This window comes from Pseudoalteromonas sp. S16_S37 (genome assembly GCF_014694405.1).
Taxonomy (GTDB): Bacteria; Pseudomonadota; Gammaproteobacteria; order Enterobacterales; family Alteromonadaceae; genus Pseudoalteromonas.
This window is the reverse complement of the sequence record NZ_JAAUWV010000206.1, coordinates 1-435: the sequence shown is the minus strand read 5'-3', so window position 1 is coordinate 435 and position 435 is coordinate 1. Positions and strand designations below refer to the sequence as shown.

Annotated in this window: 1 protein-coding gene; it reads left to right on the top strand. The window is 41.4% G+C overall.

What is annotated here, in order from left to right:
- Positions 1-67: 67 nt before the first annotated feature.
- Positions 68-435 (top strand): transposase (locus HC733_RS22645; protein ID WP_190367214.1); only part of this gene is annotated, 368 nt, incomplete at its 3' end.

Here is a 435-nt window from a genome sequence, read left to right as displayed (position 1 = left end):
GACCCTGTAACTAAATCTGTGTAACTGCCTATTATTAATCCCTATAAAGGGTTTAGGATAGGCAATGATGAATAAAAAAGAACTGGAAGCGTTTGCCAAGCAAGCTGCTAAATCAATTAAGTCAGAAGCAGATTTAACTGACTTTCGTAAAATGTTAACCAAGGTGACAGTTGAAGCAGCACTCAATGCTGAATTAGACGAACACCTTGGTTATGCTCGACATGAGCAATCCAACCATCATAATTCCCGCAACGGCTATTCAGCTAAAACCATTCGTACCGAAGATGGTGAAGTTGAATTAGATACTCCTCGTGACCGAGACGCTAGCTTTGAGCCACAACTGGTTAAAAAGAACCAGACCCGCTTTACGTCAATGGACGATAAGATTTTATATCTGTACTCCAAAGGCATGACGACCCGTGAAATCGTCTCTAC